General features: G+C 62.4%; 20 protein-coding genes and 1 pseudogene. 16 read left to right on the top strand and 5 right to left on the bottom strand.

The window, feature by feature from the left end; translation table 11 throughout:
- Nucleotides 1-34 precede the first annotated feature (34 nt).
- Nucleotides 35-1000, bottom strand: coding sequence for a 2-hydroxyacid dehydrogenase (locus AAZU54_RS20140; RefSeq protein ID WP_405129969.1), 966 nt, complete (start codon nt 998-1000; stop codon nt 35-37).
- Nucleotides 1001-1210: 210 nt separating this feature from the next.
- Here AAZU54_RS20140 and AAZU54_RS20135 point away from each other — a divergent pair, with 210 nt between their 5' ends.
- The 10 genes from AAZU54_RS20135 (at nt 1211) to AAZU54_RS20090 (ending at nt 14286) form a co-directional block, all read left to right on the top strand.
- On the top strand, nt 1211-2893 hold the full coding sequence (locus tag AAZU54_RS20135; RefSeq protein WP_186554165.1) for a fatty acid--CoA ligase: 1683 nt from the start codon (nt 1211-1213) through the stop codon (nt 2891-2893).
- A gap of 332 nt (nt 2894-3225) precedes the next feature.
- A complete protein-coding gene (locus tag AAZU54_RS20130) occupies nt 3226-5145 on the top strand; it encodes a DUF1302 domain-containing protein (RefSeq protein ID WP_405129970.1) in 1920 nt (639 codons plus the stop codon).
- A 26-nt stretch (nt 5146-5171) separates the two neighbouring features.
- Nucleotides 5172-6536 carry a DUF1329 domain-containing protein gene (locus tag AAZU54_RS20125; RefSeq protein WP_186554163.1) on the top strand — a complete coding sequence of 455 codons (1365 nt, stop codon included), beginning with the start codon at nt 5172-5174 and terminating at the stop codon, nt 6534-6536.
- Nucleotides 6537-6866: 330 nt separating this feature from the next.
- Entirely contained in the window at nt 6867-9581 is a 2715-nt protein-coding gene (locus AAZU54_RS20120; protein WP_186554162.1) for a LuxR C-terminal-related transcriptional regulator, read from the top strand.
- 162 nt (nt 9582-9743) lie between these two features.
- On the top strand, nt 9744-11351 hold the full coding sequence (locus tag AAZU54_RS20115; protein ID WP_434727579.1) for a response regulator: 1608 nt from the start codon (nt 9744-9746) through the stop codon (nt 11349-11351).
- Nucleotides 11348-12040: a sensor histidine kinase gene (locus AAZU54_RS20110; protein ID WP_186554161.1), complete on the top strand. Its 693-nt coding sequence runs from the start codon at nt 11348-11350 to the stop codon at nt 12038-12040. The genes AAZU54_RS20115 and AAZU54_RS20110 overlap by 4 nt, the downstream gene beginning before the upstream one ends.
- Before the next feature lie 135 nt (nt 12041-12175).
- Nucleotides 12176-12454, top strand: a complete 279-nt coding sequence (locus AAZU54_RS20105; protein WP_186554160.1) for an AbrB/MazE/SpoVT family DNA-binding domain-containing protein — start codon at nt 12176-12178, stop codon at nt 12452-12454.
- Nucleotides 12451-12804, top strand: a complete 354-nt coding sequence (locus AAZU54_RS20100; RefSeq protein WP_367616057.1) for a type II toxin-antitoxin system ChpB family toxin — start codon at nt 12451-12453, stop codon at nt 12802-12804. The genes AAZU54_RS20105 and AAZU54_RS20100 overlap by 4 nt, the downstream gene beginning before the upstream one ends.
- 24 nt (nt 12805-12828) lie before the next feature.
- Entirely contained in the window at nt 12829-13473 is a 645-nt protein-coding gene (locus tag AAZU54_RS20095; RefSeq protein ID WP_186554158.1) for an MBL fold metallo-hydrolase, read from the top strand.
- A 93-nt stretch (nt 13474-13566) separates the two neighbouring features.
- Nucleotides 13567-14286, top strand: coding sequence for an OmpA family protein (locus tag AAZU54_RS20090; protein ID WP_186554157.1), 720 nt, complete (start codon nt 13567-13569; stop codon nt 14284-14286).
- A gap of 51 nt (nt 14287-14337) precedes the next feature.
- Here AAZU54_RS20090 and pta read toward each other — a convergent pair whose 3' ends face one another.
- Both pta and AAZU54_RS20080 read right to left on the bottom strand, forming a co-directional pair.
- On the bottom strand, nt 14338-16425 hold the full coding sequence (gene pta, locus AAZU54_RS20085) for a phosphate acetyltransferase (RefSeq protein ID WP_434727568.1): 2088 nt from the start codon (nt 16423-16425) through the stop codon (nt 14338-14340).
- A gap of 31 nt (nt 16426-16456) precedes the next feature.
- A complete protein-coding gene (locus AAZU54_RS20080) occupies nt 16457-16744 on the bottom strand; it encodes a DUF3565 domain-containing protein (protein WP_186554155.1) in 288 nt (95 codons plus the stop codon).
- A 14-nt stretch (nt 16745-16758) separates the two neighbouring features.
- On the opposite strand from AAZU54_RS20080, the gene AAZU54_RS20075 reads away from it, so the two are divergent.
- The 3 genes from AAZU54_RS20075 to AAZU54_RS20065 all read left to right on the top strand — a co-directional run bounded on the left by AAZU54_RS20075 (nt 16759) and on the right by AAZU54_RS20065 (nt 19125).
- On the top strand, nt 16759-17244 hold the full coding sequence (locus tag AAZU54_RS20075; RefSeq protein WP_186554154.1) for an FKBP-type peptidyl-prolyl cis-trans isomerase: 486 nt from the start codon (nt 16759-16761) through the stop codon (nt 17242-17244).
- A 146-nt stretch (nt 17245-17390) separates the two neighbouring features.
- Entirely contained in the window at nt 17391-17873 is a 483-nt protein-coding gene (locus AAZU54_RS20070; protein WP_186554153.1) for a glutathione peroxidase, read from the top strand.
- A 148-nt stretch (nt 17874-18021) separates the two neighbouring features.
- On the top strand, nt 18022-19125 hold the full coding sequence (locus tag AAZU54_RS20065) for an NADH:flavin oxidoreductase (RefSeq protein WP_186554152.1): 1104 nt from the start codon (nt 18022-18024) through the stop codon (nt 19123-19125).
- Here AAZU54_RS20065 and AAZU54_RS20060 read toward each other — a convergent pair.
- Nucleotides 19094-20311: a glycosyltransferase family 4 protein gene (locus AAZU54_RS20060; RefSeq protein WP_405129975.1), complete on the bottom strand. Its 1218-nt coding sequence runs from the start codon at nt 20309-20311 to the stop codon at nt 19094-19096. The genes AAZU54_RS20065 and AAZU54_RS20060 overlap by 32 nt on opposite strands.
- A gap of 56 nt (nt 20312-20367) precedes the next feature.
- On the opposite strand from AAZU54_RS20060, the pseudogene AAZU54_RS20055 reads away from it, so the two are divergent.
- Both AAZU54_RS20055 and AAZU54_RS20050 read left to right on the top strand, forming a co-directional pair.
- Nucleotides 20368-21213, top strand: a pseudogene (locus tag AAZU54_RS20055) (PAS domain-containing protein); the annotation flags it as partial.
- A gap of 162 nt (nt 21214-21375) precedes the next feature.
- Nucleotides 21376-21807, top strand: coding sequence for a methyl-accepting chemotaxis protein (locus tag AAZU54_RS20050; protein ID WP_409456860.1), 432 nt, complete (start codon nt 21376-21378; stop codon nt 21805-21807).
- A gap of 40 nt (nt 21808-21847) precedes the next feature.
- Here the strand turns inward: AAZU54_RS20050 and cysZ are convergent, their stop codons facing one another.
- The gene (gene cysZ, locus AAZU54_RS20045) at nt 21848-22576 is read right to left on the bottom strand and encodes a sulfate transporter CysZ (protein ID WP_186554149.1); all 729 of its coding nucleotides are present in this window, start codon (nt 22574-22576) and stop codon (nt 21848-21850) included.
- Between the two features lie 328 nt (nt 22577-22904).
- Here cysZ and trxB point away from each other — a divergent pair, with 328 nt between their 5' ends.
- A complete protein-coding gene (trxB, locus tag AAZU54_RS20040) occupies nt 22905-23867 on the top strand; it encodes a thioredoxin-disulfide reductase (RefSeq protein WP_033701267.1) in 963 nt (320 codons plus the stop codon).
- Nucleotides 23868-24058 lie beyond the last annotated feature (191 nt).

Below are 24058 nucleotides of genomic sequence, written 5' to 3'. Positions count from 1 at the left end.
AAAAGTCGCGAAGTGTAGCAGAGGCCGCCTTGGCTCAGCTGACCACGCGGCGCGGCTGACCAGCAAAGAACGCCTGGGCGTTCTCACCCAGCTGCCCGACGATGCGCTGGCGCGATTCCACCGCACCCCAGGCGCTGTGCGGGGTGATGATCAGCCGTGGAATGTCGCTGGCCAGCAGTGGATTGCCATTGATCGGCGGCTCGACACTGAGCACGTCGGTGGCCGCACCGCCCAGGTGGCCGCTGCGCAGGGCATCGGCCAGGGCCTGTTCGTCGATCAGGCCGCCGCGGGCAGTGTTGACCACCAACGCGCCAGGCTTGAGCAACGCCAGTTGTGCGCTGCTGATCATGTGCCGGGTGTGGTCATTGAGCGGGCAATGCAGGGTGAGGGCATCGACTTGCGGCAGCAGCTCATCCAGAGGCAAGCGTTCGGGGCGCTCCGGGCGCCCCGGGATCTGCCCGCTCAGCACGCGCATGCCGAACGCTTCGGCCAGACGCGCCACGGCGCCGCCCAGCTCGCCATGGCCGAGCAGGCCGAGGGTTTTGCCTTCCAGCTCGACAATCGGGAAGTCCAGCAGACAGAACTGGCTGGCCTTGGCCCATTGCCCGTCGCGCACCGCCTGGTTGTAGTCGCACAGGCGCGTGGCCAGGGCCAGCAGCAGGGCGATGGTGTGCTGGGCGACCGAGGGGGTGCCGTAGCCTTGGCAGTTGCACACGGTGATGCCTTGGGCGCGGGCCGCTTGCAGGTCAACGTTGTTGGTGCCGGTGGCCGCTACCAGGATCAGCTTGAGCTGCGGGTTGGCGGCCAGGGTCGCGGCATCGAGCTGGACCTTGTTGCTGATTACCGCGGTTGCGCCCTGCAAGCGCTCGGCGACCTGCTCGGCACTGGTCGACGGGTACAGCTGCAGGTGGTCGAATTGGCTAGCCAGAGGTGACAGGTCGAGGTCACCCAGGTCCAGTGACTGGTGATCAAGAAAGACGGCGCGGCGCGGGCTGGGCATGAAAGGCTCCGGTGGCTGGGGCGTGATCGGGGGCTGCGCAACAGCCCCAGGCGTGCCCCAGTGTCAAGGTCGTGCAGGTATCGCGTCAACGCCACTCATACCTGCCACATGCAAATCATTCCTTCGGCTGATTTGGCTGTCACATCGCCGATCTAGAGTAACGACAGCGTAAATACCCAGACCCGCCCGTATTCGACAAAAGGGATACCCATGTTGCAGACCCGCATCATCAAGCCCGCCGAAGGTGCCTACCAGTACCCACTGTTGATCAAACGCCTGCTGATGTCTGGCAGCCGTTATGAGAAAACCCGCGAAATCGTCTATCGCGACCAGCTGCGGCTGACTTATCCCCAGTTGGTCGAGCGCATCGCGCGGCTGGCCAATGTGCTGACCCAGGCTGGGGTCAAGGCGGGCGACACCGTGGCGGTGATGGACTGGGACAGCCACCGTTACCTGGAATGCATGTTCGCCATCCCGATGATCGGGGCGGTGGTGCACACCATCAACGTGCGCCTGTCGCCTGAGCAGATTCTCTACACCATGAACCACGCTGAAGATCGCCTGGTGCTGGTCAATAGCGACTTTGTGGCTCTCTACCAAGGCATTGCCGGGCAATTGACCACCGTCGACAAGACCTTGCTGTTGACTGACGGCCCGGACAAGAGCGCCGAGCTGCCGAACCTGGTCGGCGAATATGAGCAACTGCTGGCCGCTGCCAGCCCGCAGTACGACTTCCCCGACTTCGATGAGAACTCGGTGGCCACCACCTTCTACACCACCGGTACTACCGGTAACCCCAAGGGCGTCTACTTCACCCACCGCCAGTTGGTATTGCACACGCTGGCCGAGGCGTCGGTGACCGGCAGTATCGACAGCGTGCGCTTGCTGGGCAGCAATGACGTCTACATGCCCATCACGCCGATGTTCCATGTGCATGCCTGGGGCATTCCCTATGCGGCGACCATGCTGGGCATGAAGCAGGTCTACCCTGGGCGCTACGAGCCGGACATGCTGGTCAAGCTGTGGCGCGAGGAGAAGGTCACCTTCTCCCACTGTGTGCCGACCATTTTGCAGATGCTGATCAACTGCCCCTCCTCGCAAGGCCAGGACTTCGGCGGCTGGAAGATCATCATCGGCGGCAGCGCCTTGAACCGTGCGCTGTACGAGGCTGCGCTGGCTCGCGGCATCCAGCTGACTGCCGCCTACGGCATGTCGGAAACCTGCCCGCTGATCTCCGCAGCGCACCTCAATGACGAGCTGCAGGCCGGCAGCGAGGACGAGCGGGTGACCTATCGGATCAAGGCCGGAGTGCCGGTGCCACTGGTGGAGGCGGCAATCGTCGATGGCGCGGGTAACTTCCTCCCCGCCGATGGCGAGACCCAAGGCGAGCTGGTGTTGCGCGCACCTTGGCTGTCGATGGGGTATTTCAAGGAACCGGAAAAAAGCGCCGAGCTGTGGGCCGGCGGCTGGCTGCACACCGGCGATGTCGCCACCCTCGACGGCATGGGTTACATCGACATTCGCGACCGGATCAAGGATGTGATCAAGACGGGCGGCGAGTGGATTTCCTCGCTCGACCTTGAAGACTTGATCAGCCGTCACCCCGCTGTGCGTGAAGTGGCAGTGGTCGGGGTAGCCGACCCGCAGTGGGGCGAGCGGCCGTTCGCCTTGCTGGTGATCCGAGAAGGGCAGAGCATCGACGCCCGCACGCTCAAGGACCACCTCAAGCCTTTTGTCGAGCAGGGTCACATCAACAAGTGGGCGATTCCCAGCCAGATCGCCGTTGTTACTGAAATTCCCAAGACCAGCGTCGGCAAGCTCGACAAAAAGCGCATCCGTGTGGATATCGTCGAGTGGCAGGCGAGCAACAGCGCCTTCCTGTCGACCCTCTGATTGGCCATGCGGGTTACCCCTCAATGGGCGTGACCCGCATTGCAGAGAGCGCGGCGGCTTGTCAAATGAAGAAATTGCGCCATGCTTGAGCACTGTCAGCTCGCACACCGGACAGTCATGGAGCGAGCGGCAGGCACGGAACGCAAATCACACTTTAGAGGGATCAAGCGCCTGTGCCTGCTGGCTATAGTCGGGGCCAGGGGATTTTCAGGAATGGGGGAGGGCGATGCGTGCAACTCGCATCGTCGCAGGCAACAGCCTGCACACCGGTCGCTCGGACCGTTCTTGAAAGGACTCACTGCCATAACAAAAAAGTACATGGAGTAGCGTCGATGAAATCTGCAAACCAGTTCTGGCGCCGGGCAAAACTGCCCCTGGCCGTCAGCCTCGCTTCAACGCTCGCAAGTCCCGCGTTTGCCGTTAGTTTCAACATCGGGGAAATCGAAGGTCAGTTCGATTCGTCGCTCTCTGTCGGCGCCAGTTGGTCGACGGCCAGTCCCAACAAGAACCTCATTGGTTCCAACAACGGCGGCAAAGGCTTGTCGCAGACTTCCGACGACGGCCACCTGAACTTCAAGAAAGGCGAGACCTTCTCCAAGATCTTCAAGGGTATCCATGACCTTGAGCTGAAGTACGGCGACACTGGTGTATTCGTGCGTGGCAAGTACTGGTATGACTTCGAACTCAAGGACGAACACCGCCAGTTCAAAGACATCAGCGACTCCAACCGCAAGGAAGGCGCCCAGTCCTCTGGCGCTGAACTGCTCGACGCCTTCATCTACCACAACTACAACATTGCCGACCTGCCGGGCACCGTGCGTTTGGGCAAGCAGGTGGTCAGCTGGGGTGAAAGCACCTTCATCGGTGGTGGCATCAACAGCATCAACCCGATCGATGTCTCGGCATTTCGCCGTCCAGGTGCCGAAATCAAGGAAGGCCTGATTCCGGTCAACATGTTCTATCTGTCGCAGAGCGTCACCGACAACCTGTCGGTGGAAGGCTTCTACCAGATCGAATGGGACCAGACGGTCGTCGACAACTGCGGCACCTTCTTCTCGCAACCCGACGTGATCGCCGACGGCTGTGACAACAACCTGGCCGTACTGGCTACGCAGAACTCGCTGGCTGGCCGCCTCGGCCCGCTGGCCGGCCCCATCGGCGCTACCCTGGCCGCCCAGGGCGTGAGCTATGGCTCGCCTGACGAAGGTGTGATCGTACGTCGTGGCCCTGACCGCGATGCACGTGACAGCGGCCAGTTCGGCGTGGCCATGCGCTACATGTTCGAGCCGCTCAATACCGAGTTTGGTGGCTACTTCATGAACTACCACAGCCGTGCGCCGATCTTCAGTGGCCGCGGTGCCGATGCGCAGTTCTATGACCCGAACAGGCTGGCCGGAGCACTGATCGGTGCTGGTGTACCGCCTGGGCTGCTGCCGGGCCTGCTGCCGGGCCTGATGCCGCTGGTGGTCGCGGGTAACTCCAGCTACTACGTGGAGTATCCAGAGGACATCCGTCTGTACGGCCTGAGCTTCTCCACCACGTTGCCAACCGGCACCGCGTGGAGTGGTGAGATCAGCTACCGGCCGAACGCGCCCGTGCAGTTGAACACCACCGATATCCTGTTCTCGGGCCTGACCCCACTCAACCCGGATGTGTCCGTGCTCCCAGGCACCCCAGGTCAGGATCAGCCAGGCTATCGCCGTAAGGAAATCACCCAGCTGCAGACCACCTTCACCCACTTCTTCGACCAGGTCATGGGTGCAGAACGCTTGACCATGGTGGGTGAGGTCGGCTGGACTCACGTCGGCGGTCTGGAGAGCACCTCCAAGGCGCGTTATGGCCGAGACCCGGTCTACGGCCCAGGCCCGCTGCCAAATGGCCAGTGCCAGGCGCTGAACACCAGCACCCTGGGTACTGCCGATGCCAACAACGTTTCGCGTTACTGCGAAAACGACGGCTACACCACCAGCGATTCGTGGGGCTATCGCATCCGCGCAATCTGGGACTACAACAACGTCTTCGCCGGGGTCAACCTGCGCCCAAGCGTGGCCTGGTCGCATGACGTCGACGGTTACTCGCCAGGCCCTGGCGGCAACTTCGAGGAAGGCCGCAAGGCGGTCAGTCTGGGCTTGGAAGCCGAGTACCAGAACACCTACACGGCGAACCTGTCGTACACCAACTTCTTCGACGGCAAGTACACCACTGTGGATGACCGCGACTTCATCGCGCTCAGCTTCGGTGTGAACTTCTAAGAACATTGATCCAGGACGACACGACAATGAACAAGACCAGAAGTCTGCTGAAAGCCGGTGTGCTGGGCATGTCCCTGCTGGCGACCAGCGTCATGGCTGCGGTTTCCGCCGACGAGGCGGCCAAGCTGGGCACCACCCTGACGCCGATGGGCGCAGAAAAGGCCGGCAATGCCGACGGCTCTATCACCGCTTGGCAACCGCTGTCGAAAACTGCCGGTAGCGTAGATAGCAAAGGTTTCCTGTCCGATCCATATGGCAGTGAGCAACCCAAGTTCACCATCACCGCGCAGAACGTCGATCAATACAAGGACAAGCTCTCGCCTGGCCAGGTGGCGATGTTCAAGCGCTATCCCGAGACCTACAAGATTCCGGTCTACCCGACCCATCGGGGTTCTACCGTGCCTGCTGAGGTGTTCGCCGCCATCAAGCAGAACGCCACCAAGACTACCCTGGTCGAAGGCGGCAACGGCCTGAACGATTTCCAGACTGCGGTACCCTTCCCGATTCCCAAGAGCGGTGTCGAGGTCATCTGGAACCACATCACCCGTTATCGTGGCGGTAGCGTGACACGCCTGGTGACCCAGGCAACCCCGCAGCAGAACGGTTCCTACAGCTTGGTGTACTTCCAGGATCAGTTTGTCTTCCGTGATCGGATGAAGGATTTCGACCCAGCCAACCCAGGCAACATCCTGTTCTACTTCAAGCAGAAGGTAACCGCGCCGGCGCGCCTGGCCGGTACTGTGCTGCTGGTCCACGAGACGCTTGACCAGGTCAAGGAGCCACGCAAGGCGTGGATCTACAACGCCGGTCAACGCCGGGTACGCCAGGCGCCGCAGGTCTCCTACGACGGTCCAGGTACCGCTGCCGATGGTCTGCGCACCTCCGATAACCTCGACATGTACAACGGCGCGCCAGACCGCTACGACTGGAAGCTGGAAGGCAAGAAGGAACTGTACATTGCCTCCAACAGCTACAAGCTCGATTCGCCGACGCTCAAGTACGCCGATATCCTCAAGGCCGGTCACATCAACCAGGACCTGACCCGGTACGAGCTGCGTCGTGTGTGGCATGTGGTGGCAACCCTCAAGCCGGGCCAGCGCCACATCTACGCCAAGCGTGATTTCTACATCGACGAAGACACCTGGCAAGCTGCGGTGATCGACCAGTACGACGGCCGTAATCAGCTGTGGCGCGTCTCCGAGGCGCACTCGCAGGACTACTACAACGTCGAAGTGCCGTGGTACACGCTGGAAGCGATCTATGACCTGCAGTCGGGTCGCTACCTGGCGCTGGGCATGAAGAACGAAGAGAAGAGGGCTTACGACTTCGGCTTTACTGCCAGCAAGAGCGACTTCCAGCCCGCAGCGCTACGCCAGGACGGTGTGCGCTAAGCTGAAAGCGAGCAACTCCGTGTGACTCCCAGAACGCCCCGGCTTGCCGGGGCGTTTTGATTTCCTGCGGTGTCTGTGCCGGTCGCATCGCGGGGCAAGCCCGCTCCCACGAGTCTTCTTGGGCTGCGTGGGAGCGGGCTTGCCCCGCGATGAGGCCGGCAGAACCAGCCCAAATACCCCAGGCACGTCATCCCAACCAATCCGTACTGTTTCTTTTTGTCGTAGTCTTTTTCACGACATCCGTCCCCATCATCTTCAAATACGCTGCGATACCCGCTAGTCTCGCAACAATCCGTACCGCCGAAGTCTTCCAATTAGAACGAGCCGGCCATGACAGATTTGTCCCGTATGCATGGATTCGCCAGTCAGGCCATAGGCCTGCTGGACGGGCGTTTCTTCCGGCCACCGTTGCCGGACGGCCACGTCCCGCGTGATCGCCTGTGTCAGCGCCTGCAAGCCGGGCTGGGCGGACGCCTGTTGCTGGTCAACGCCCCGGCAGGTTTTGGCAAAAGCTCGCTGGCCATCGAATTCTGCCAGGGCCTGCCCGAGCACTGGCGCAGTCTCTGGTTGGGGCTGAGCCAGCGTGATGCCGATCCTGGCCGCTTCCTCGAGCGCTTGCTCGAAGGCCTGCAGCAGTTCTGCCCGGCACTCGGTGGCCAGGCCATGGGGCTGTTGAAGATGCGTCAGCGCCATCAACCGTTCGCGTTCGAAGAGTGGCTCGATGGTTTGCTCGATGAGCTTGCACTCTACCTGCAAGCCGATAGCCCATTGCTGCTGGTACTGGACGACTATCACCTGGCCCAGGGTCCGGTTCTGGACCGCTGTCTGCAATTCCTCCTCAACCACCTGCCAGGTGGCCTGGTGCTGATGATCACCAGTCGCCAGCGCCCCGACTGGCACCTGGCGCGTTTGCGCCTGTCGCGCCAGCTGACCGAGCTGAACGAGCAGGACCTGCGCCTGACCCCCGAGGAAGCACTGGCGGTTATTGGTCGACAACCCACCGGCCTGCGTGGCCAGGCGCTGGACAACCTGATCCAGCGCAGCGATGGCTGGGTGGCAGGCTTGCGGTTCTGGCAACTGGCGGCCAGCGAGTCGGGGGACGAGCATGCCTTGCCCCAGGCCCTGCACGGGGGCGAAGGGCTGATTCGCGATTACCTGCTTGAAGAAGTCATCGATATCCTGCCAGCCGACGTGCAGGCGTTTCTCTACGAGACGGCCTGCCAGGAGCGCTTCTGCGCCGAACTGTGCGATGCCCTGCGCGAGCGCCAGGACAGCGCGGACATCCTGCGGTATCTGCAAGCCCATCAGGTGTTTCTGGTGCCACTGGACGAACACGGCCACTGGTATCGCTACCACCATCTGTTTTCCGACCTGCTGCGCAGCCGCGAGGCCCGCGAGCCCCTAGCGGATCTGCACCTGCGTGCCTGTCGCTGGTTCGAGCGCCAGGGCTTGCTCGATGAAGCGGTAGAGCAGGCTTTGCGTGCTGGCCATCTGAATGTGGCCGCCGACCTGGTACAGAGCCTGTCTGAGGAGCAGCTGCTGGCCGAGCAGAATGTCGGCATGTTGCTGCGCTGGAAAATGGACCTGCCCGACAGCCTGCTGATCAGCACGCCACGCTTGATCGTGCTCTACAGCTGGGCCTTGGGCCTGGCTTGTCAGCTGGACGCCGCCGAGGAGCTGGCCGCGCACTTGAGCCGCTTCCTGCCAGCGCCGTCGGCGACTGCGCAAAAGTCCATGCTGGCCCAGTGGCTGGCCTTGAGCGGGGTGATCGCTCGCGGTCGCGGCGATCGCGAGCGCACCCTGGCCTACTGCGGCGAAGCCCTGCACAGCCTGCCGAACAAGCGCTATGGACAACGCTTGGTGTGCCTTTCGACCTTGTCCAACCTGGCCATTGCCGACGCCGACTTCTGGCGTGCGCGCGGCTGGAATCGCGAGGCCCTGGAGTTGGCGCAACGGGTCGGCAACCCATTGTTCGAAGCCTTGGCCCATTACGACCGGGCGCGCGTGCTGCATGCCCGTGGCGAAGTAGAGCGAGCCCTGGACGAGGTGCGTCAAGGCTTGCAGCGCTTGCAAGGGCTGTCAGCGCAGCGACTGTACGCCGTGCGTGCCCGGCTGACCCTGTACGAAGGCTACCTGCTGGCCACCCACCTACAGCCGGCCCAAGGTCGCGCCCGCCTGCGCGCAGGGCTTAGCGAAGCACGTGCCTGCCGCGACATCAGTGTGCTGATCGGCCACTGCGCGATCGCCTCGCTGGAAGGTCGCGAGGGCCACTTCGCCGAGGCCTTCGCGGAACTGGCTGAGGCCGAGCGCTTGATGCACATCTGGGATGTGCCACCGATTTTCTACCTGGCCATGATCACCCTGGTGAAGTGCGAGCTGTGGTTGGCCCAGGGCCGTACCGACCTTGCCGAATCCTGGTTGCTGCGCCTGGGCCAGACCTACGGCGGCGAGCAGCCAGCGGCTGCGCCAGAGTTTCATCCGCTATTGCCGCTGCACATCGAATTGCAGCAGGCCCTGCTTGAACGGGTGCTTGGGCGCCCCGAAGACGCCGCCGCGCGCCTGCGCGGCTTGGTTGAGCGGGGGCAGGCCAGCGGCGGGCACATGTTGCTGGTCAGTGCCTTGTGCCAGTGGATCGCGTTACTGCTGACGCAAGGGCGCGACCAGCAGGCCGTCAGCCTGCTGCCCAAAGCCCTGGAGGCGGCTCAAGGGGGCGCCTTGCAGCCTTTCCAGAAGCTGATCGAAGCGCACCCCCACTGGTTACGCGAACACCTGTCGGTGCGCGCCGCCTGCGCCACTCAAGTCGCCTTGCTGGCGCGCTTGCCGCAGCTGCCAGTCAGCAATTCCAGCAATGAAGCGCTAAGCGGGCGTGAGCTGGCGGTGCTGGAGCTGATCGCCCAAGGCTGCTCCAATCAGCAGATCAGCGAGCGCTTGTTCATTTCGCTGCACACGGTCAAGACCCACGCCAGCCATATCAACAGCAAGCTCGGCGTCGAGCGGCGCACCCAGGCGGTGGCCAAGGCCAAGTCGCTAGGCCTGCTGGCGTAGTGGCTGCTGGGGGGGATTGCTGGCTACAATAGTGGCTCAAAGCCATTATTGCTGGCGCCGCTGTTTCCGGGCTCATCTTTCTTGCCCTGCTGCCGATAACCGAATCGGCGGCATGCATCGCCGCACGCCATTTTCCAACTACTCCCAAGACAGGTCGTGTTGATGCTGCAGTACGGGCAAAAAAGCTTTCTGATCGTCGACGACTTCACCGACTTTCGCACCTCTACCCGCTCCATGCTCCGTGAGCTGGGCGTGCGTGACGTGGACACCGCCGACAGCGGCGAGCAGGCGCTGCGCATGTGTGCGCAGAAGCGCTACGACTTCGTGCTTCAGGATTTCCATCTGGGGGATGGCAAGAAGAACGGCCAGCAGGTGCTCGAGGACCTGATCCTCGACAAGCTGATCAGCCATGAATGCGTGTTCATCATGGTCACCGCCGAGAGTAGCCAGGCCATCGTCCTCAGTGCCCTCGAGCATGAGCCCGATGCCTACCTGACCAAGCCATTCAACCGCGTCGGCCTGGCCCAGCGCTTGGAAAAGCTGGTGCAGCGCAAGACCTTGCTCAAGCCCATCCTGCAGGCGCTCGACCGCGCCCGACCGGCCGAGGTATTGGCGGCTTGCGCCGCGCTGTGCAAGCAAGATCCACGCTTTGCACCGCTGTGCTTGCGCTACCGGGCCGATGCCCTGCGCGATCTGGGGCGTTTTGACGAACTGGAAAAATTCCTCAAGTCGATCCTCGCCAGCCGACCTCAGCCATGGGTCTATTCGATGCTCGGCAGCGTGCTGCACAAGCGCGGCCAGCATGCCCAGGCGCAAGGGGTGTACGAGCAGGCGCTCAAGGCCTTCCCGATCATGCCCAGCCTCTACGATGGCATGGCCGAGGTGCTGGTGGCCCAGGGCGAAACCAAGCGCGCCCAGCACATGCTCGAAGAGGCCGTGCGCCTCTCGCCCCTGGCCGTGCGCCGACAGGCCGCATTGGGCAAGCTGGCGCTGGATAACGAAGATTTCGAAAGTGCCTCCAAGGCCTACCGGCATGCGGTCAACCAGGGGCAGAGCTCGCGCTACAAAGACGCCGAAACCAACCTTGGCCTGGCCCAGGCCTTGATGAGCAAGAACGCAGGCTTTGGCCTGGATGCGCGCACCCGGGTCGAGATCAACACGGTGTTGAGCGAAGTGGCCAAGGAAAATGGCGACGACCAAGGGCTGCAAGTACGGGCCCGGCTGATGAAGGCGGCCAGTCTGCAACAGGCCGGTGATGCCGAAACTGCGGCGAAACTTACCGAGCAGGCCATGCAACGCCTGGACAAGATGGATCAGTTCTTCTCGGTGGAAGCGGCGCTAACGGTGGCCAAACAACTGCAACAGCTTGGCCAGGAGTCGGCGGGCAGCGGTATTCTCAAGGGCTGCGTGGAAACCTACGGCGACGACCCCAAGGTCATGCAGAGCGTTGCCAAGCTCACCGACGACCCCGCGGTGCTCGGCGCGGTCACCGAGGCGGTCGACCTCAACCGCCAGGGCGTGCGCAGCTACCAGGGCGGCCAGCTCAACGAGGCGCTGGAGATGTTCCGCCGAGCCCTGTCGCTGCAGCCGAAGAACATCAGCATTGCCCTCAACACCGCCCAGGCGTTGTTGCGTATCGCCGGTGAAAGCCCGTCGCCAACGCTGATGCAGGAATGTCGCGACTGCCTGCAGCGGGTGGCTGGCATTCCCGCCAGTGATAGCCGTTATGATCGTTACCGCAAATTGCATATCCGGGTCTTTGGCGCATGAACCAGGACAATCAGGGGCTGGATTTTTCCACGGTGATCGCCTCCACCGTGCATGACATGAAGAACTCGCTGTCGGCCCTGATCCAGGCCCACTCGCAATGGCTGGCGCGTCTGCCCGAGGCGCAGCGCGAGGGCAGTGAGCAGGGGGTGATAGAACATGAGTTACGTCACCTCAACGGCATGCTGGTGCAAATGCTTGGGCTGTACAAACTGGGCGTCAACCAGTTGCCGATCTGCCCGGACTACCACGAGCTGGAAGACTTCATCGAAGCCCAGCTCGCCGCTCAGCAAGAGGTGCTCAAGCAGCGCGACATCCTCGCCACCTGGCGCATCGAAACGGACAACCCGCTGGGTTTCTTCGACCGCGAGCTGGTCGCCTCGGTGGTGGGCAATGTGCTGACCAACGCCATCCGCTATGCCGGCCACGCCTTGCTGATCAGCATCGAGGAAGAGGGCGAGCAGTTGATCATCAGTGTCAACGATGACGGGCCGGGTTATCCCGAGCGCATGCTCGAGCGCCAACAGGACTACGTACAAGGGATTGATTCGAGCACGGGCAGCACCGGCTTGGGCTTGTACTTCGCTGCGCGGATCGCGGCGTTGCATGAGCGCGATGGGCTCAGTGGGCGGATCGAGATTGCCAATGGCGGGGCGTTGGGCGGCGGGTTGTTCCGCTTGTACCTGCCTTGAATCTGACAGCGCTTCTCAGCGTTTTGTAGGATCGGTCTGGTTCAAGCTTTTTGGGCTTCAAAGAAAGCCTTGCGAATGACAATGTAGATACGGTGTTTCTACAAACAGCTTGCAATCATTCGGAGGGTTTCTACTATGTATCTACCTTTGGAGATACTTATGGAAGTCAAGATACTACAGTGGGGTAACAGTGCAGCCATCCGCTTGCCAGCGGCTGTGCTAAAGCAGATGCGCTTGGGTATCGGCTCCAAGATGAGCCTCGATACCGCGGGCGAGTCGATGGTACTCAAACCTGTCAGGTCCAAACCCAGGTACAAGCTTGAAGAGTTGATGGCCCAATGTGACCTTGAGGCACCCGAGACCGAGGAGTTGGCAGCATGGAATGCCATGCGGCCAGTGGGGAAAGAAGTGTGAGGCGAGGTAAGTTCGCCAGAGGCGATATCGTGCGGATCAACCTCGACCCTACCGTTGGCCGTGAGCAGCAGGGCGCGGCCCGGCCGGCCCTGATCCTGACGCCTGGGGCGTTCAATACTTCAGGCCTGGCGGTGATTGTTCCGATCACTCAAGGCGGCCAATACGCACGACACGCTGGATTTGCCGTCACGCTCAGTGGCGCAGGAACACAGACACAGGGTGTGGTCCTATGTAACCAGCTGCGTGTCGTGGACCTTGAAGCCAGAAGTGCAAAGCGGATAGAAACCGTGCCCGAGGCGATAATCGAAGAGGCCTTGGCGCGAGTGCAAACGCTGTTCGATTACTCTTGAATGAAGGCAATTTGGTAGACCTAGATGAATGACGCCCCCACCGCCCTCATCCGCGAAACCTTCCCCGTCGGTCCCTTGCAATGTAACTGCACCCTGATCGGCGATCCAGTTAGCAAGAAGGCCATCGTCGTCGACCCGGGCGGTGACCCGGATAAAATTCTGGCACGCCTGCAAGCCCACGGCCTGACCTTGGTGAGCATCATCCACACCCATGCCCACTTCGATCACTTCCTGGCGTCCGGTAAGCTCAAGGAGCTGACCGGCGCGACCCTGCACCTGCACAAGGACGACCAGCCACTGTGGGACAACCTGCCCATGCAGTGCCAGATGTTCGGCGTGCCCTATACCCCGGTGCCGCCGCCCGATCACTGGTTGGCCGATGACCAAGAGCTGGCCTGCGGCTGCGGCGTCGCCCTGCACACCCCAGGGCACACGCCTGGTTCGATGAGTTTCTGGTTTGCCGATGCCAAGCTGCTGATCGCCGGCGACACCCTGTTCCGTCGGGGTATCGGTCGCACCGATTTGTGGGGCGGCGATCAGCGGGCTATCGTTCGTTCGATCAAGGATCGCTTGTACCGCCTGGATGAAGAGGCTGTGGTGGTGACCGGGCATGGCCCTGACACCCGCCTCGGCGATGAGATGCGCGAGAACCCGTTCGTGCGCGCTTGAAATTTCATGGAATTTTTCCGCTTCGCTGTAATCCAAGGCTGGCATAGATCCATTCAAGATCACTGCACACTTGAATTTCAGTAGGAGCTTTCCATGTTCACCATGCGTCGTCTGATTATCGTCGCTACCGCCGCTGCCCTGATGTCGGGCTGCGTAAGCCAGAACCCTTACGACAACCAGGGTCAGGCGCAGGGCTCCTCGGGCATGAGCAAGACCGCCAAGTACGGCGGCCTGGGCGCACTGGCCGGCGCCGTGGCTGGCGCCGCCATCGACCACAACAACCGTGGCAAGGGCGCACTGATCGGCGCTGCTGCGGTTGGCGCTGCCGCAGCGGGCTACGGCTACTACGCCGACAAGCAGGAAGCCGCGCTGCGCGCGAGCATGGCCAATACCGGCGTCGAAGTGCAGCGTCAGGGTGACCAGATCAAACTGATCATGCCAGGCAACATCACCTTCGCCACCGACTCGGCGAACATCTCGCCAAGCTTCTACTCGCCGCTGAACAACCTGGCCGGCTCGTTCAAGCAGTTCAACCAGAACACGATTGAAGTTGTCGGCTTCACCGACAGCACCGGCAGCCGCCAGCACAACATGGACCTGTCCCAGCGTCGCGCCCAGGCGGTCAGCACCTACCTGACGTCCCAAGGTGTCGATCCATCGCGGGTTTCGGTGCGTGGACTGGGTCCAGACCAGCCAATCGCCAGCAACGCCGATGCCAATGGCCGTGCGCAGAATCGCCGGGTTGAAGTCAACCTCAAGCCGATTCCTGGCCAGCAATACGAGCAGCAAGGCCAGGTACAACAGTACCCGTAAGCTGTACGCGGTGAAGAGAAGGGCAAGCCAGTCGGCTTGCCCTTTTTCTTTTCAGGGCGTTCTGCTCGCCTGAATGGCGGTGAGCGCGATGGTGTGTACGATATCGTCGACCTGCGCCCCGCGCGGCAAGTCATTGACCGGCTTGCGCAGGCCTTGCAGCATCGGTCCAAGGCTGACCCCGTCAGTACTGCGCTGCACCGCTTTGTGGGTGGTGTTGCCGGTGTTCAAGTCCGGGAACACGAACACCGTGGCACGCCCGGCCACTGGGCTATGTGGCGCCAGTTGGCGGGCGATCTCGGGGTTGGCAGCGGCGTCGTACTGCAACGGGCCGTCGATCAGCAGGTCATGCTCTGCCTGCTGCGCCAGGCGAGTGGCCTCGCGCACTTTCTCTACTTCCTCGTCACTGGCCGAATCGCTGGAATAGCTGATCATCGCCACCCGTGGCGCAATGCCAAAGGCCTCGGCCGACTCGGCGCTCTGCCGGGCGATCTCGGCCAGCTCCGCGGCACTGGGGTGCGGATTCATCACGCAATCGCCGTACACCAGCACCTGCTCGGGGAACAGCATGAAGAACACCGACGACACCAGGCTGCTGCCTGGCGCGGTCTTGATCAGCTGCAAGGCTGGGCGAATGGTATTGGCCGTGGAGTGGACCAGGCCCGACACCAGGCCATCGACCTCATCCAGGGCCAGCATCATGGTGCCGATCACCACCGGGTCTTCGAGCTGCTGCTCGGCCATCGGCGCGTTAAGGTTCTTGCTCTTGCGCAGGTCGACCATCGGTTCGACATAACGCCCACGAATCAGGTCGGGGTCGAGCACTTCCAGGTCTGGCGGCAGAGTGATGCCCTGGGCGCGGGCCACTGCTTCGACGTCTTCAGGCTTAGCCAGCAGCACGCAGCGGGCAATGCCTCGCGTTTGGCAGATGGCCGCGGCCTGTACCAGCAGCGGTTCGGCACCCTCGGGCAGGACGATGCGTTTGTTGGCTTGCTGGGCCCGCTCGATCAACTGATAACGGAATACTGCCGGAGACAGGCGCAGTTCGCGCGGCGTGCCGCAACGCTGATGCAGCCAGGCCGCATCCAACTGGCTGGCGACGAAGTCGGTGATGAATTCGGCGCGTTCGCGGTCATCTACCGGGATTTCGCGGTTCAGCGAATTGAGCTGGTTGGCAGTGTCATAGGAGCCGGTGCTCACCGACAAGATCGGCAAGCCTGCCTGCAACGCCCCGCGACACAAGCCGAGGATCCGTGGGTCTGGCTTGCTGTCGCTGGTCAGCAACAGGCCAGCCAGGGGCACGCCATTGATCGCTGCCAGGCTCACGGCAAGGATGATGTCGTCGCGATCGCCAGGCGTCACCACCAAAGTGCCGGGTTTGAGCAGCGGCACAGTGTTGGCCACGGTGCGGGCGCAGATGATGATGGTGTTCATCCGCCGTTGTTCGTAATCGCCGGCATTGAGTACTTGTGCGCCGAGCAGCTCGGCCAGATCACGGGTGCGTGGGGCATTGAGCTCAGGCTGGTAGGGGATACAGCCCAGCAGGCGGAAGTCGTTACCGCGCAACAGCGGCGAGTGCTCGCGCAGGCGGCTGGCGAACTCGGCCATGCTTTCCTCGGTGCGCACCTTGTTGAGGATCACCCCCAGCACTTTCGGGTCGCGGGGGCCGCCGAACAGCTGGGCTTGCAATTCCACCCGGCCAGACAATTCGCTGAGCACCTCGTTTTCTGGCGCCGAGACCAGAATGACCTCGGCGTCCAGGCTCTTGGCCAGGTGCAAGTTGACCCGCGCCGCGTAGCTGGCGTGGCGAGTCGGCACCATGCCTTCCACCACCACCACATCGTTACCGACGCAGGCCTGTTGATAGAGGCGGATGATTTCTTCGAGCAGCTCGTCCAGCTGGCCGTCGCCGAGCATGCGCTCGACATGCGCCAGGCTCAGCGGCGTCGGCGGCCTCAGGCCATGGGTGCGGGCGATCAGTTCGGTGGAGCGTTCCGGGCCGGTATCACCGGGATGGGGCTGGGCGATCGGCTTGAAAAAACCAACCTTCAGCCCGCCGCGCTCCAGGGCGCGAACCAGGCCTAGGCTGATGGAGGTCAGGCCGACGCCAAAGTCGGTCGGCGCAATGAAAAATGTTTGCATGCGTGCTTCTCGAGATAAGCGGTGCAAGGGATCAATCGCCAAGGGTATCGCTATCGGCCCCTTGAGCGCACCAGCCACAATCGAATAGCTGGCCGATGCGCTGTTCGCGCAGCGCTGCATCGAGCACCCAGGGCCGGGCCTGCCACGGCGGTTGGTGGCGCAGGTGCTGGGTGTGGCCGCAGGACAGATCGACTACCCAATGGCCTTCTTCGTCCTGATGAAAGCCTGTGACCCGACTGACGGGTCGCCCATCGTGGGCGGTGCGTTCGCAATCGGGCGATGCCTTGGTTACACTTGTCCGCTCTACATTCTTTTGCAAAAGGTCTCGCCCCCATGCCGATCGCCGCCAACAAGGCTGTCTCCATCGACTATACCCTGACCAACGACGCCGGGGAGGTCATTGACAGCTCCGCCGGCGGCGCGCCGCTGGTTTACCTGCACGGTGCTGGCAACATCATCCCAGGCCTGGAAAAAGCCCTGGAAGGCAAGAACGTCGGTGACGAACTGGAAGTTGCCGTCGAGCCAGAAGAGGCTTACGGCGAATACCTGGCCGAGCTGGTCAGCACCCTGAACCGCAGCATGTTCGAAGGCGTCGACGAGCTGGAAGTGGGCATGCAGTTCCACGCTTCCGCTCCGGACGGCCAGATGCAGATCGTCACCATCCGCGACCTGGACGGCGATGACGTCACTGTCGACGGCAACCACCCGCTGGCTGGCCAGCGCCTGAACTTCAAGGTCAAGGTTGTCGATGTGCGTGATGCCAGCGAAGAAGAAATCGCTCATCGCCACATCCACGGCGAAGGTGGCCATCACCACTGATTTTCTGCGCTAAGCTCAGAGAGTCGCCAGGCGCTCGGGCAAGCCGTACTTGCCCTCCATGGGAGGGTTGACGGTTTGCCCGCGCGCCTTTTTAGTGGGCGCAATTCGCCCCCAGCGACAACCGGGAACCGAGAGGGGATTACATCATGAGTGCATTTCACGACCTGACGTTGAAGGCGTTGGACGGCAAGGACCTGCCCCTTGCACCGTTCAAGGGCCAGGTGGTGCTGGTGGTCAATGTCGCCTCCAAGTGTGGTCTGACGCCGCAGTACGCTTCGCTGGAGACGTTGCACCAGCAGTTCAAGGGCAAGGGCTTCAGTGTCTTGGGCCTGCCCTGTAACCAGTTCGCCGGCCAGGAGCCTGGCAGCGAGAAAGAGATTCAGGACTTCTGCAGCCTCAACTACGGCGTGAGCTTTCCTCTGAGTGGCAAGCTTGAGGTCAATGGCCCGCAGCGCCATTCGTTGTACCGCCTGCTGGCGGGCGAGGGTGCTGAGTACCCGGGGGATATCACCTGGAATTTCGAGAAATTCCTGGTGGGCAAGGACGGCCGCGTGCTGGCCCGATTCGCCCCGCGCACTGCACCGGATGATCCGACGGTGGTGCAGGCGATCGAAAAAGCCTTGGGCTAATTGCCCTGGGGCGCCATTAGAGTGACTAGTGGCTACAACAGCCATCACAGACACTTCGATAGCCCCCGATCACTCCAATCAATAGTGCTGTGCCGGCCATCTGGCGCCCCCTAAGCTCAGGTGAATTTCTCACCTATGGGAGCGCCCGATGTCCACCAACCCGCTGTTCCAACCCTTTACCCTGGGCGCCCTCGAGCTGCCGAGCCGGGTGGTCATGGCTCCTATGACCCGCACCTTCAGCCCCGGTGGTGTGCCGCATGACGGCGTGGTCGAGTACTACCGTCGCCGCGCCGCAGCTGGGGTTGGCCTGATCATCACCGAAGGCACCACGGTCGATCACAAGGCGGCCAACGGATACCCCAACGTGCCGCGCTTTCATGGTGAGGATGCCCTGGCCGGCTGGAAGCGGGTGGTCGACGCCGTCCACGCTGAAGGCGGGCGCATCGTGCCGCAGCTATGGCATGTGGGCAGCGTGCGCCGCCTCGGCACTGAGCCAGATGCGGCGGTGCCAGGCTATGGGCCCAGCGGCAAGCGCAAGGACGACAAGGTCGTGGTGCATGAGATGAGTCACGCCGATATCCAGGAGGTGATCGCTGCGTTCGCCCAGGCTGCGCGGGATGCCCAGGCCATCGGCATGGATGGGGTCGAGATCCATGGCGCCCATGGCTACCTGATCGACCAGTTCTTCTGGCAGGCCAGCAATCAGCGTGATGATGAATATGGCGGTGATCTGGCCGCGCGTTCGCGCTTTGCCATTGAACTGATCCAGGCCGTGCGCGCGGCGGTAGGGCCGCACTTCCCGATCATCCTGCGTTTCTCGCAGTGGAAACAGCAGGACTACAGCGCCCGCCTGGTAGAAACGCCTGAGGCCCTGGCCGCCTTCCTCAAGCCCCTGGCCGACGCCGGCGTGGATATCTTCCATTGCTCGACCCGCCGCTTCTGGGAACCAGAGTTCCCAGGCTCGGAGCTGAACCTGGCCGGCTGGACCCGTAAGCTCACCGGTAAGCCCACCATCACCGTTGGCAGTGTTGGCCTGGATGGCGAGTTCCTGCAGTTCATGGTCGACACCGACAAGGTGGCCAAGCCCGCCAGCCTGGAAGGGCTGCTGCGCCGCTTGGATGATCAGGAGTTCGACCTGGTCGCGGTTGGGCGAGCGCTGTTGGTCGATCCGCAGTGGGCGCAGAAAGTCCGCGAGGGGCGTGAGCAGGAGGTGCTGCCGTTCAGCCGCGAGGCGCTGTCGAGCCTGGTTTGATGGCCATGGCAGAGGCAGTGCCGGTGTTGGCAGGGTGAGCGGGCTGACGAGAGGCGCTACTCAGGTACCCCTCGAACTGCTCGACAATCGCCGGCCAGCCCTGGCGGCTAGCGTGCTGGCGGGCATTGAGGCGGACCCGGCGCAGGGTCTCGCCTTCTTCCAGCAGCCAGCAGGCGGCATCGATGAACGCTGCCTGGTCACCCGGCATGGCCAGCGCACCGCTGTGGCCGTGGCGGATGTGCTGGGCGGCAGCGGCTTCGTCGTAGGCGACCACGGCCAAGCCTGAGGCGAGCGCTTCGAGGACCACATTGCCGAAGGTTTCAGTGAGGCTCGGGAACAGAAACAAGTCGCCGCTGGCATAGTGCTCGGCCAGCACCTCACCCCGTTGAGCCCCGCAAAACACCGCATCGGGCAACTGCTGCTCCAGGCTGGCCCGTTGTGGGCCGTCGCCAACCATGATCAAGCGCAGGCGCCTTTGTGGATAAGTGCGCTGTAGCGCCTCCATGCACGGGCGCAACAGGGAGAGGTTTTTCTCTGCCGCCAGCCGCCCGACATGTAGCACGGCGAGGTCGTCCGGCGCCAAGCCCCACTGCTCGCGCAGCGCCTGACTGCGCCGGGCTGGATTGAACAGGCAGGCATCGACGCCGCGCGCCATTAGCGCCAGGCCCACGAACCCCCGCCGCTCCAGTTCCAGGCGCTGGCTGATGCTCGGTACCAGCGTGGTTGCCGTGCGCCGGTGGAACCAGCGCAGGTAGTGGGTCAGCAGCCGCGCCAGCAGACCCAACCCGTATTGCCCGGCATATTGCGCAAAGTTGGTGTGAAAGCCGCTGACTACAGCGATCCCCAGGCGCCGCGCGGCACGCAGGGCACTCAGCCCGAGCGGCCCTTCGGTGGCGATGTACAGCACGTCCGGCCGCTGTCGGCGCCAACGCCGCCACAGCTTGTGCACCGAGACGCCGCCCCACTGCAAGCCCGGATAACCCGGCAGCGGCCAGCCCTTGCACAGCAGCAGGTTGTCGTCCTCCTGTGCAGCGGAGTCATCGGCCTGGCGCGGGCGGATGATCTCTACCTGATGCCCGCGTTGGCGCAAGCCGTCGCTCAGCCGGCCAAGGGTGTTGGCCACGCCGTTGATCTCGGGTGGAAAGGTTTCGCTGACCAGGGTGATGCGCAGGCTCGGTGTATTCATGACAAAAAGTTTCCGCGCCCGCTGTTGCGGTTAAGTGACGGCGTTGTGACGGGCAGATGACGGCTGATTTCCGGCTGTTTCGCTTGTATGAATATTTCCTTGCAGCGCACTCAAGAAGGTTGCCGATCCAGCCGATGCAGATGCATTCGAATGGCCGTTGGCGCTCCAGGAGTGCGGTAATGTTCAACAACAAACTCAAGCAAGAAATCCAGCAGTTGCGTGAAGAGCTGCTGTCGATGGAGCAGGTCAAAAGCAGCCTCGACAGCGAGATGCTGGTGCTTCAGCTCGACCCCCAGGGGCGCATCGAAACGGTCAATAGCAACTTTGAGCAAGAAATGCTCTATCGCGCCGAGCAACTGATCGGACGCAACATCGAAGAGATCGTGCCGGCGCATGTGAAGAAGCTCGATTTCTATCAGCGCATGAACAGCGCCATCACCCGTGGCGAGCACCTCAATGGCGCCTTCCGTCTGCTGCGCGGCAATGGCGAGGAGGCCTGGTTGCGCTCGATTCTGCAGCCGGTCAAAGGTAGCGACGGGCGGATCAAGTATTTCAGCCTGCATTCCAGCGACCTGACCCGCACCATCGAAACCTCCCGCGAACACGAAAGCCTGATCAAGGCGTTGATGCGCTCCACAGCGGTGATCGAGTTCAGCCTCGACGGCCAGGTGCTGACCGCCAACGACCGCTTTCTCCAGACCATGGGTTATCGCCTGGAGCAGGTGCGCGGCAAACACCACCGGCTGTTCTGCGAGCCGGAAGAAGCCAACTCGGCCGGTTACCAGGCGTTCTGGGACAAGCTGCGCCGTGGCGAATTCGTGGCTGACCGGTTCAAGCGTATCGATGCCCATGGCCGGGTGGTTTGGCTCGAAGCGTCCTATAACCCGATCATCGATGCCCACGATGTGCTGTACAAGGTGGTCAAGTTCGCCACGGTCATCACCGATCAGGTCAATCAGGAATTGGCGGTAGCGCAGGCCGCAGACATTGCCTACACCACCTCCGTGGGCACCGACGCCAGTGCGCGTAAGGCGACCGATGTGGTCACGCAGACGGTCAGCGTGATGCGCGGGCTGGAAGCCTCGATGCAAGAGGCCGCCGAGGGCATCCAGGCGCTGGACACCCAGTCACGGGTGATCGGCTCGATCATCAAGACCATCAGCGACATCGCTGGGCAGACCAACCTGTTGGCGCTTAACGCCGCCATCGAGGCTGCGCGTGCCGGCGAGCAGGGCAGGGGGTTTGCGGTGGTTGCCGACGAAGTACGGCAACTGGCCTCGCGTACCAGCACCGCTACCGAGGAGATCGCCCGGGTGGTGCAGCAGAACGAGCAGTTGGCCCAGGCCGCGGTGGATATCATCGACACCAGCAAGCGCCAGGCCGAGCAAGGCCTGAGCTTGGCCGGTGAGACCGGGGATGTGATCGTCGAGATTCAGGATGGGGCGAAGAAGGTGGTGGAAGTGGTAGGCCAGTTCTCCAGCCAACTGAGCCACTGATCCGGGTGCCGAGGGGCTGCGCAAGGCAGCCCCACGCTTTTCAGCTACGCTCGCGCACCCAGAACAGGGTGGCCCCGGCCACCGCCGCGGGCATCATCACGATGTTGACGAAAGGAATCAGCAACGCCAGGTAGGTAATCCCACCAAAGCCCATGCTCTGCCAGCGCTTTTGGCGCAGCCAGGCGAGCATGTCCTGCCAGCTCATCTTGTTGTTGTCGGCCGGGTAGTCGATGTACTGGATGGCCATCATCCATACGCCGAAGATCAGCCACAGCGGCGCGGCGATCACGTTCACCACCGGGATGAACGAGAGGATGAACAAACCGAGCGCACGGGGCAGGAAATAACCCAGTTTGCGCATTTCCCGACCGAAGGTACGCGGCACCATGGCCATCAGCTCACCCCAGCTGAAGGCCGGGAAGGTGTCCTCACCGCGCACCACCACCTCGACCTTCTCAGCGAGAAAACCGTTGAACGGCGCGGCGATGATGTTGGCCACCAAGGTGAAGGTGAAGAAAATCATCAACACCAGCAAGGCGACGAACAGCGGCCAGAGGATGTAGGTGAGAAAGCTCAGCCAGTCCGGCAAGGTCGGCATCAGCGTATCGACCCACAAGCTGAATTGGTGTCCGGCGAAGTACACCAAGGCGCCGAACAGCAACAGGTTGATTGCCAGCGGCAGCAGCACGAACAGCCGCAGGTTAGGGCTCAGGACCAGTTTCAGGCCTTCGCGCAGGTACTGGGGGCCGGAAAGGACGGGGGCTTGCATCGAGACGCTCCGCAAAAGAGAAAAACGCGCTGACCTTACCGAGTTTGCCGCGCCGACGAAAGGCGGGCAGACGCCGAGAAACGGGCTGTAACAAAAGCAGGTGGATAGTTTCTATCGGTTTTTCGCTTGGATAGAGCCTCTCTATAAGGTGGATTGTCGGAGGATATTTCCTTAATCTCTGCGACCTCGCTACAGTGCGCTCAACTTTCGGTTTTCGGACCTGCGCGTTGTAGCCTTCCCCAAGTGCTGCGTGGGTCCTTTTTATTCCAGCTGCCGCCGCCGGTACATCGATGCCGACCCCGTGCGGCCCGCTCGACAGGAGTTCGACATGTCTGAAGTACGTCATTCGCGCGTGATCATCCTCGGTTCCGGCCCTGCCGGTTACAGCGCCGCGGTGTATGCCGCACGCGCCAACCTCAAGCCGCTGCTGATCACTGGCATGCAGGCTGGCGGTCAGCTGACCACCACCACTGAAGTCGACAACTGGCCGGGCGACCCCCATGGCCTGACGGGCCCAGCCCTGATGCAGCGCATGCAGGAGCACGCCGAGCGTTTCGAGACCGAGATCGTGTTCGATCACATCAACGCCGTAGACCTCGCCAACAAGCCGTTCACCCTGCAAGGCGACAGCGGCACCTACACCTGTGACGCACTGATCGTCGCCACCGGTGCCAGCGCTCGCTACCTGGGCCTGCCGTCGGAAGAAACCTTCATGGGCAAGGGCGTTTCTGCCTGCGCTACTTGCGATGGCTTCTTCTATCGCAACAAGCCGGTCGCTGTGGTGGGTGGTGGTAACACCGCTGTCGAAGAAGCCCTGTACCTGGCCAACATCGCCAGCAAGGTCACCCTGGTGCACCGCCGCGAAACCTTCCGCGCCGAGAAGATCCTGGTCGACAAGCTCAACGCCCGTGTGGCCGAAGGCAAGATCGAGCTCAAGCTCAACGCCACCCTGGACGAAGTACTCGGCGACAACATGGGCGTTACCGGTGCGCGTCTGAAGAACAACGACGGCAGCAGCGACGAGATCAAGGTTGACGGCGTGTTCATCGCCATCGGCCACACCCCGAACACCTCGCTGTTCGAAGGCCAGCTGACCCTCAAGGACGGCTACCTGGTGGTCAATGGCGGCCGTGAAGGCAACGCTACCGCGACCAACGTTGAAGGTGTGTTCGCCGCGGGCGACGTGGCAGACCACGTTTATCGCCAGGCAATTACCTCGGCCGGCGCTGGCTGCATGGCGGCACTGGATGTCGAGCGTTACCTGGACGGGCTGGCTAACGCTTCGTTCTAAGGCATCTGATGCACAACGCTGGGCTGGTCAGCCAAAGCCATTGGCGGCCGGCCTGGCGCTATCGCGGGGCAAGCCCGCTCCCACGTGGTCATGTATACGCGTGGGAGCGGGCTTGCCCCGCGATGCATTTCACAGGCTGAGGCGCATCGACGGGTCTATGAGTTTGGCTTGCCCATAACCCTAGAATCTCC

The sequence above is a fragment of the Pseudomonas sp. Je.1.5.c genome, from assembly GCF_051129895.1.
Taxonomy (GTDB): Bacteria; Pseudomonadota; Gammaproteobacteria; order Pseudomonadales; family Pseudomonadaceae; genus Aquipseudomonas; species Aquipseudomonas urmiensis.
Note: the sequence above shows the minus strand (reverse complement) of the source record. Positions and strands in the feature narration are given on the sequence as shown.